The following is an 8,113-nucleotide window of genomic DNA, read 5'->3' as shown; positions in this document are numbered from 1 at the left end:
AAATGGATATGGAAAAATGACAGGCAGAGCTTCTGCCTGTTTTTTTCATACTGTTGAAACATTTAGTTGATTGTTTGGCATTTCGCTTCAGACGGATGCTTTCCGCGGGCCTGGCTTCAGTCTCCTCGTCGCTGGAAAAAGAGCTGCTCCTGCATCGCTGCGCTAGCTTCGTCGCAAACGAGGTTCTTCAAACCTCGCTTCCTGCGGGGCCTTCTGCTCAGGCTTTGCCCGCTGGAGTCGCCGCCTTCCGCTTCATTTAAAAGTATTTCTATTTAGAGCGTTATTTCTTTTACCAAAGCACACGAAAGATACTCTTTCTGCAGTTTCTCTCGCATTCTCCAGATATGGAGCACAACAGCGGAGACGCCTGCGGGATAGCGAGACAGCCGAGACCCCGCAAGAAGCGCAGCGACTGAGGAGGCTTGGCGCTCGCCCGCGGCAAGCGAAGCTGTTGTGCGGAATATCAGCTCCATCAGAAAAAAATTTACCTTTCTCAACAAGCTATTAAAACAGGCGGAGCTTCTGCCTGTTTTTTTCTTTGGCTTCCGGGTATTGTATTAAATGACGTTGTGGTAAACTTTTAGACACACGAAAGAATAAGAGAGAAGGATCGACGATGGCCCAAAAATCAAATAAATTCGCTTTATATGTGCTGATGTTCAATATGTTCATCGCGATGAGCGGCATCGGGCTGATCATCCCTATCATGCCCGAATACCTCGATACATTCGGGGTTGCCGGCCAAGCGCTCGGCACATTGATTGCCACTTTCGCCTTGGCACAATTTCTGTTTTCTCCGCTGTCCGGTGAACTTTCGGACAAATACGGCCGCAAGAAACTGATCATCATCGGCTTAATCATCTTCGGCTTATCTCAATTGGTCTTCGGCCTTGCTTCCGATTTATGGATTTTATACTTGGCACGCTTTTTCAGCGGATTAGGGGCTGCTTTCCTGATTCCGCCGATGATGGCTTTTGTAGCGGACATCACCACCTACGATGAACGCGGCAAAGGAATGGGGCTTCTCGGGGCTTCGATGTCGCTCGGCTTTATGGTCGGCCCTGGATTCGGCGGCTTTCTCGCAGAAGTCAGCCTGCAATTTCCGTTCTTCGTCGCAACCGCAGTCGCTTTGATTGCAGCCGTGATTTCGCAATTCGCTTTGCCGGACGTTGCTCCGACAATCGAAGCTGCCCCCGCCAAACGCGAAAATCTCTTGCAGCAATTGAAAAGGTCCACCTATACGCCTTACTTCGTGATGCTGATTGTCATGTTCATCTTCGCATTCGGATTGGCCAATTTCCAATCGACGATCGCTTTATATGTCGATAAGAAATACAGCTTTACGCCGAAGGAAATCGCGGTGCTCATCACCGTAGGCGGTTTTGTCGGCGTCATCGTCCAAACATTCGTCATCGACCGGCTGTTCAAGCGCTTCGGCGAAATGAAAGTTATTTTGGTCAACCTGCTGGTTTCTGCCGCAGCGATGATTGCTGTACTTTTCGTCAACACGTTCTGGACGATCCTGCTGGTATCGGCCATTTTCTTTACAGCAGCTTCCCTGCTGCGTCCGGCCATCAATACGCTCATTTCCAAACTAGCCGGCAATGAACAGGGATTTGCCGCAGGCATGAACAACGCCTATATGAGTTTAGGGAACATGATCGGGCCTGCGCTTGCCGGAATCCTTTTCGATATCGATATGAGTTTCCCGTATATTTTTGGAACAGCCATCTTGATTACTTGCTTCTTCCTGGCAAATACGTGGTCATTGCGAAAACGCCAATTGCTGGCTGAAAGCCGGTCCAGCTGACGGCCTAATCGAGTGGCTATAATGAAAAAAACAGACAGACGGCCAAGTGGCTGTCTGTCTGTTTTTATTGGCTTTTGAAATATTCATAGATGAATTGCGGCAGCGTTGCCAATACCGCTTCATCCGGATCCAATTTGGAATGGTGAAGGCCGTAAGGAGAACCGACACCCGCCCAAAACATGAGGCCCGGAATCTGATTGGTGAAATAACCGAAATCCTCTCCAGTCATCGCCGCTTCGGCGCGCTTTGCTGAAACGCCTTTATAAGCACCGGCAAACTGCAGAAATTGTTCGGCTAATTCTTCGTCATTATTCACTTCCAGGTAACTTGAGCCGTAATCGATGGTGATTCGGCAATGGAAACCTTCTTCTATTGCGCGGCAATGTGCTTCAATGCGGGACTTCATGTTCTGCATCGATTCCAAATTCAAGGTGCGGATCGTCCCTTCAAGCCGCGCGTGTTCCGCGATGACATTCTGGACGGTCCCTGCAGTGAATTTGCCGACCGTCAATACCGCGGAATCCATCGGGTTGACGTTGCGGCTGACGATTGTCTGCAGCTGAAGCAATAGCGAAGCAGCTGCCACCGCCATGTCTTCCGCATGATGTGGAAAAGCGGCATGGCCGCCTTTGCCTTGAAGGTCGATGAATAATTCCGAGGTGTTGGCAAACAGCAAGCCCGGCTTTGTCGATACCGTTCCTGCTGGCATTTCCGGCGCGATGTGCAGGGCAAAAATTCGGTCCGGCAAAAATGAAGGCATGTCAGCTTTCAGCCATTCCCGGAAAGGCAATGCCCCGCCTGGCCCTTCTTCGGCCGGCTGGAACAAAATCACGACGTCATCTTTGATCGGCTCGTCGGCCAACTTCTCCAGCAAACCGAGCGCAACCGCCATATGGACATCGTGGCCGCATGCATGCATGCGCCCTGGATGGACCGACGCAAAATCATGTCCCGTTTCTTCCGTAATCGGCAAACCGTCGATATCCGTGCGCCAGCCGATCAATTTGCTCGGGGCCGTGCCGGAAACCTTTACTGCCAATCCGGTCTTCCATTCCACCACTTCCAGGCGCGCTTGCGGAAGCTCCTGGATGATGCTTTTCAAGAGCGCTTGGGTTTTGACTTCCTGGAATCCGATTTCCGGTATTTGATGCAAAGCTCGTCTGATTTTTACTAAATCCATCGCAAATCGCCTCTTATAACTGGCGAAGTTCTTGTTTGATTTCGGTTTTCGAACGCGTTTTTTCGTCCATCAATTTAAGGACGCGCGCTGGTGTGCCGCCTACTACTGAGTTGGCTGGAACGTCTTCGATGACAATCGCGCCCGCCGCAACTACTGCGCCTTCGCCGATGCGTACGCCTTCCAATACCACTGCGTTCGCACCGATCATGACGTTGTCTTCTACAATGACAGGAGTCGCTGATGCAGGCTCGATCACGCCAGCCAGGACTGCGCCTGCTCCGATGTGGCAGTTTTTGCCGACAGTCGCACGGCCGCCAAGAATAACGCCCATATCGATCATTGTGCCATCGCCGATGACCGCTCCGATATTGATGACAGCGCCCATCATGATGATGCAATTATTGCCGATTTCCACATTTTCGCGGATAAATGCGCCTGGCTCGATGCGGCTATTGATGTTTTTCATATCCAATAACGGAATCGCTGAGTTTCTGCGGTCATTTTCCACTACACTATCTTCGATAGCTGCGCTATTCGCCTCAAGTGCTTTTTGCACTTCCGCCCATTCGCCGAACACGATGGCATGATTGCCTTCGCCGAAAACTTTAGAGCCTGTGCCGTAGTCCAAAGAAGCAACGTTTTGCCCTTTAACATATACTTTGACTGGCGTTGATTTTGTTGCATTCTGTATGTACGAGATAATTTCATTTGCATCCATTTGTTTCATCAATTAAAACCTCTTTCTATGAGTGATGGTGTTATTATAACGGATTCAGAATAATAATTCAGTACTTTAGCTTAATAAAGCGGCATGTTTTTTCACGATATCGACAAATGCTTCTACTTGGCGCAGCTGGAATGCGGATTCGTAGCCGATAAGCCACGTATCGCGAGTCAACTCCAATTCTTCCGCGCTGCTCGACAGCGGAATCTTGTGGACGCCTTCGGTCCCGGTCAGCGTGATGGAAGGCAGAATCGCATAGCCAATGCCGTTGACGGCCATTTGCTTGCACGTTTCAATCTGGTCGACCGTAATTTGGCGCTTCGGGCTTGAGGAAAAATGCTTTTGCCACCATTGCTGGATTTCCTCGTAATAATTCGAATCGCTTTTAAACTGGATGAACGGCCGTTCCGTCTTTTCCACTTGTTCGAGCGAAGTGATTTCCTTATCGACCAAATACAGCGTATCGCGGAATAAATGCATCTTCGTGCCTTTCCAATCGGTCTGTCCCCGGACGATGCCGACATGCGCTTCGCCTTCATAGAGCGCACGGACGATGTCCGAACTCCATCCGGTGATCAGCTGGATTTTCGCTTCCGGATAAAGCGTGACGAAATCTTTCAGCACTTTCGGGAGCCAATTCTGGCCAATGATTGTTGCGCAGGCGATTTTCAATGTACCGTGGACTTTAGACGTCAATGTATGAAGAATCTCGAATACCTCTTCTTTTCGCTCGATCATGTCAATCGAATAATTGATGACAAGCTCTCCCGCAGGCGTCGGCGTCAACCCTTTCTGCGAGCGGATGAACAATTGCTGCCCCCAGTCTTTCTCGATGGACTGCAGGCGCTGCGACAAAGCCGGCTGTGACAAGAACAGCCGTTCAGCCGCTTTCCGCATATTGCCTTCTTCCGCCAGCACTTTGATGATCAGTTCTTCATTAGCCATCGCTTTTCAGCCCTCTCTTTCGCGGCAGCCCAAAAATCAGCAGCAAGCTGATCAAGGCAAAAACCGCGGTCAACCCGTAAACGTTCTGAGATCCTAATTCGAGCCCTTCCTGCAGCACGCTGATTGTCTCCGGGGATAACGCTGCCCGGCTCTTCTCTGTCAGCAACTCGTTGACCGAGTTCAGCGTAAGATCTTCCCCGGTGCTGCGGAAATAATTCAGCAGCGTCACATTCAATACACTCCCCAACAATGCTGCGCCAATCGTACTCCCTAGATTCCGCATAAAAATGTTTGAAGCAGTCGCGGAGCCGCGCTGTTCATAGGAAACCGCCGATTGGATCGAAACGATGAACGCGGTGCTAGTAAGCCCCATCCCGACGCCGATGAAAAAGCTCGACATCGCCGCCCACCACGGGCCGAAACTTGCCTGCATCAGGACGAACAAGACGGTGCCGATAACCAATGACACGCCGCCAAGCAGCGAGGTTTGGAAATAACCGATTTTCAGCAGCAGCTTGCCTGAAAAGAACGCGGCGATCGGCCAGCCGATCGACATCGCGGTCAGCGTGAACCCGGCAATTGTCGCGGACTGTTCCATGACGCCCGTGACGTAGGCAGGCAAATAGCTCGTCACGCCAATTAGGATAATGCCTGTAAACAAGGAAACCAAGTTCGCGAATAAAATCGATTTATTGCGCCAAATGGAAAATGGCATCATCGGATCTTCCGCTTTTCGCTCCACAAAAACGAACAGGGTGAAAATGGCCGCCGCCCCGCCGAATAGCAAGAATGACTGAATAGATGCCCAGCTGAAACCGACGCCGCCTTCCACTAGCCAATAAAGGAACATGGACAGCGCAAGCGTCAGAAGAGCTGCTCCAGCGAAATCGATCGCCGGTTTCTTATGGTTCACCGGTTCCACCAAAAAGAACAGCACTCCCAGCAACGCCAGAATGCCGAGTGGGATATTGACCCAGAATACGTATTCCCAGCCGACTGTCGCCACTAAGACGCCGCCAATTGCAGGTCCGGTGACTGCGGAAATTCCCCAGACACTCGACAAATAGCCTTGTATTTTCGCACGTTCTTCATTCGTGTAGATATCTCCGACGATTGTCGTGGCAATCGGCAATACAGCTCCCGCTCCAATTCCTTGGACAAAGCGGAATAAGATCAATTGGTCCATTGATGTTGCCAGCCCGCAAAGAAGCGAACCGATCAGAAACAAGATGATCCCGACAGCGAATATCGGCTTGCGGCCAAAAATATCAGATAGCTTCCCATACAGCAGTACCGTAACCGTACTCATCAGCAGGTACGCCGAAAACACCCAGCTGTATTTGGAAAATCCGCCAAGCTCTGCAGATATGCTCGGCATCGCGGTCGAGACGATCGTCGCTTCCACTGCCCCGATGAACATCGCCAGCATGACGGACGCCAGCACCAGCGGACGATTTGTTTTTTTCATATATTATGCCCTCTCTCTTGATGACAGAAAAAAGGCCTCGCAATGAGACCTCAAATGGCTATCCGATTCTTATTTTTTTAACTGGTAAATTTGCTTTTTCAATTGTTTCAGGACGACTCGGCGAGTCAAAATCCCCATAAACATTCCATCATCATCGATGACACATAAAAAGTTCTGGTCAATCAGCAGGTCCAATGCCCGCCGGAAGCGTTCATTAATATGGATCAGCGGAAAATCCCGCTCCATGATATCGTCTACTTTGATGTCAGGCAGCCGTTCATACTCAATGTGGTCGAGCCCCAGAATGGCGTCAGTTATACGCTGGGCGTTGATCAAACCGCGAAAACGGTATTTCGGATCCAGTACGGGAATCGCGGAATAGCCTGTTTTTGTCAAAACCAATAATGCGTGCTCTGCGCTATTGCCGACTTGGACATGGGCAACTTTTTCAGAAGAAATGATGAATTGTTCGATTGGCATATCAAGAAAATCTTTGCTAGGTAATGAAATCATGTACTCTACTCCTTTAACTTCATAAACGAGCCAACCTAATTCCGGTCGTTTTCATCATAACATATTACGGTAGCCGAAACTATTTTTCACTTTGCATTTGGCGAATAAACTGTAAGAATTTTCTAGAACGGGAATTTGTTCAGACATTGTCCGCCGTCCAATGTGACAATCTCCCCGTTCATATAAGAAGCCCTTTCTGACATGATGAACGCTGCCAGTTCCGCCACTTCTTCCGGCTTCCCAAGGCGTCCAAGCGGAATAGATTCAAGTGTGCGTTTTGCCGCTTTCTCGGATTCCCATAATTTATCGGCTCCGCCTGTGCGTTCAATCGGCCCTGGTGCAATGCCGTTGACCCGGATGCCGTATTGCGTGCCCCATTCCACTGCCAATGTACGGGTCAATGACATGACGCCTGCTTTGGCGGCCGCAGAATGGGCAACACCTGCTCCAGCGTTCCATGCATAGGTGGCGAGCATGTTCAGGATATTTCCTTTCGCGCCATTTTCAATCCAGTAATTACCGACCGCATGTGAACAGAAGAACGTGCCGTTCAATACGATATCAATGACAGAACGCCAGCCGTTAGGCGACAGCTTTTCTGCGTGGACGATGAAATTGCCTGCCGCATTATTGACCAGGCCATCGATGCGCCCGAATTTCTCGTGTGCGAAGCTTACCATCGCTTTTGCGTGTTCCGGTTCACGGACATCCATTTGGAATACTTCCACAGAACCATTAAGCGCTTCCATTGATGTGACAGCAGCATTCAACTTTTCCATATCGCGCCCCGTGATGATGACATTCGCACCTTCTTTTGCAAAACGTTCTGCCATATGATAGCCCATGCCGCTCGATCCGCCTGTTACAATAATCGTCTGCCCTTTGAACATTTCCATTTTCCCAATCCCCTTTTATGTGGTATTTTTCAATCCGGCGCCGCTGCCCGTCCAGTATACAGGTTCCCATTTATTTGGTATGATGGACATGCTTAATTAAGCAAATTCCAACTACAGAAAGGAATGGGTCCATGGCTACACAAAAAACGGATGCGGAAATTGCCCAAGCTATCTTCACCGTCAACCGGCACGCGAAAACCGCCCCTGACAACCAGTATTTATACGCCTTGAAAAAAGAAGCCTTATCGGCGATGATCAACAAAAACCGCGCCAAAAAAATCGGTCTTCACTTCAGCAAAAATCCCCGGAAAAGCCAACAACAATCATCAGTCCTCGTTCAATGCGGAAACTACTATTTTCACATGCTTCCGAAAAAAGAAGACTTTGAACAGCTTGACCATTTAGGCCAGTTGGATGAATCCTATCGGAATCCACCCAGCAGGATGAACCTGAAAACCGCCAAGGAGATCCTCAGCTCTTTCACTGGCCTTCAGCCGCAAAAGAAAGAAACTCCCCAAGCGCCTTTCGCCAAAACCTACCAGCCGAGAGACGCTGACCGGTTTTATTCACCTAAAAA

General features: G+C 49.8%; 8 protein-coding genes. 2 read left to right on the top strand and 6 right to left on the bottom strand.

The genetic code is table 11. The features are described 5' to 3' along the window. Nucleotides 1-616 precede the first annotated feature (616 nt). Nucleotides 617-1,810, top strand: coding sequence for an MFS transporter (locus EGV91_RS16540; RefSeq protein ID WP_135505670.1), 1,194 nt, complete (start codon nucleotides 617-619; stop codon nucleotides 1,808-1,810). 64 nt (nucleotides 1,811-1,874) lie between these two features. On the opposite strand, the gene EGV91_RS16535 is transcribed toward EGV91_RS16540, so the two are convergent. The 6 genes from EGV91_RS16535 to fadH all read right to left on the bottom strand — a co-directional run bounded on the left by EGV91_RS16535 (nucleotide 1,875) and on the right by fadH (nucleotide 7,530). Then, a complete protein-coding gene (locus EGV91_RS16535) occupies nucleotides 1,875-2,990 on the bottom strand; it encodes an N-acetyldiaminopimelate deacetylase (RefSeq protein ID WP_135505668.1) in 1,116 nt (371 codons plus the stop codon). 13 nt (nucleotides 2,991-3,003) lie between these two features. Then, nucleotides 3,004-3,717 (bottom strand): 2,3,4,5-tetrahydropyridine-2,6-dicarboxylate N-acetyltransferase, encoded by a 714-nt coding sequence (dapD, locus tag EGV91_RS16530; protein ID WP_135505666.1) that lies wholly within the window; start codon nucleotides 3,715-3,717, stop codon nucleotides 3,004-3,006. Nucleotides 3,718-3,783: 66 nt separating this feature from the next. After that, on the bottom strand, nucleotides 3,784-4,659 hold the full coding sequence (locus EGV91_RS16525) for a LysR family transcriptional regulator (protein ID WP_135505664.1): 876 nt from the start codon (nucleotides 4,657-4,659) through the stop codon (nucleotides 3,784-3,786). Continuing rightward, a complete protein-coding gene (locus EGV91_RS16520; RefSeq protein ID WP_135505662.1) occupies nucleotides 4,652-6,127 on the bottom strand; it encodes an MDR family MFS transporter in 1,476 nt (491 codons plus the stop codon). The genes EGV91_RS16525 and EGV91_RS16520 overlap by 8 nt, the downstream gene beginning before the upstream one ends. Before the next feature lie 69 nt (nucleotides 6,128-6,196). Further along, nucleotides 6,197-6,640: a cyclic-di-AMP-binding protein CbpB gene (cbpB, locus tag EGV91_RS16515; protein WP_135505660.1), complete on the bottom strand. Its 444-nt coding sequence runs from the start codon at nucleotides 6,638-6,640 to the stop codon at nucleotides 6,197-6,199. Nucleotides 6,641-6,762: 122 nt separating this feature from the next. Next, nucleotides 6,763-7,530, bottom strand: a complete 768-nt coding sequence (gene fadH, locus EGV91_RS16510; RefSeq protein WP_135505672.1) for a 2,4-dienoyl-CoA reductase — start codon at nucleotides 7,528-7,530, stop codon at nucleotides 6,763-6,765. A 137-nt stretch (nucleotides 7,531-7,667) separates the two neighbouring features. On the opposite strand from fadH, the gene EGV91_RS16505 reads away from it, so the two are divergent. Further along, nucleotides 7,668-8,113, top strand: a 446-nt coding sequence (locus EGV91_RS16505; protein WP_135505659.1) for a YkyB family protein, incomplete at its 3' end; no start/stop codon positions are given.

It is taken from the genome of Planococcus koreensis (assembly GCF_004761975.1).
Lineage (GTDB): Bacteria > Bacillota > Bacilli > Bacillales_A > Planococcaceae > Planococcus > Planococcus koreensis.
Note: the sequence above shows the minus strand (reverse complement) of the source record. Positions and strands in the feature narration are given on the sequence as shown.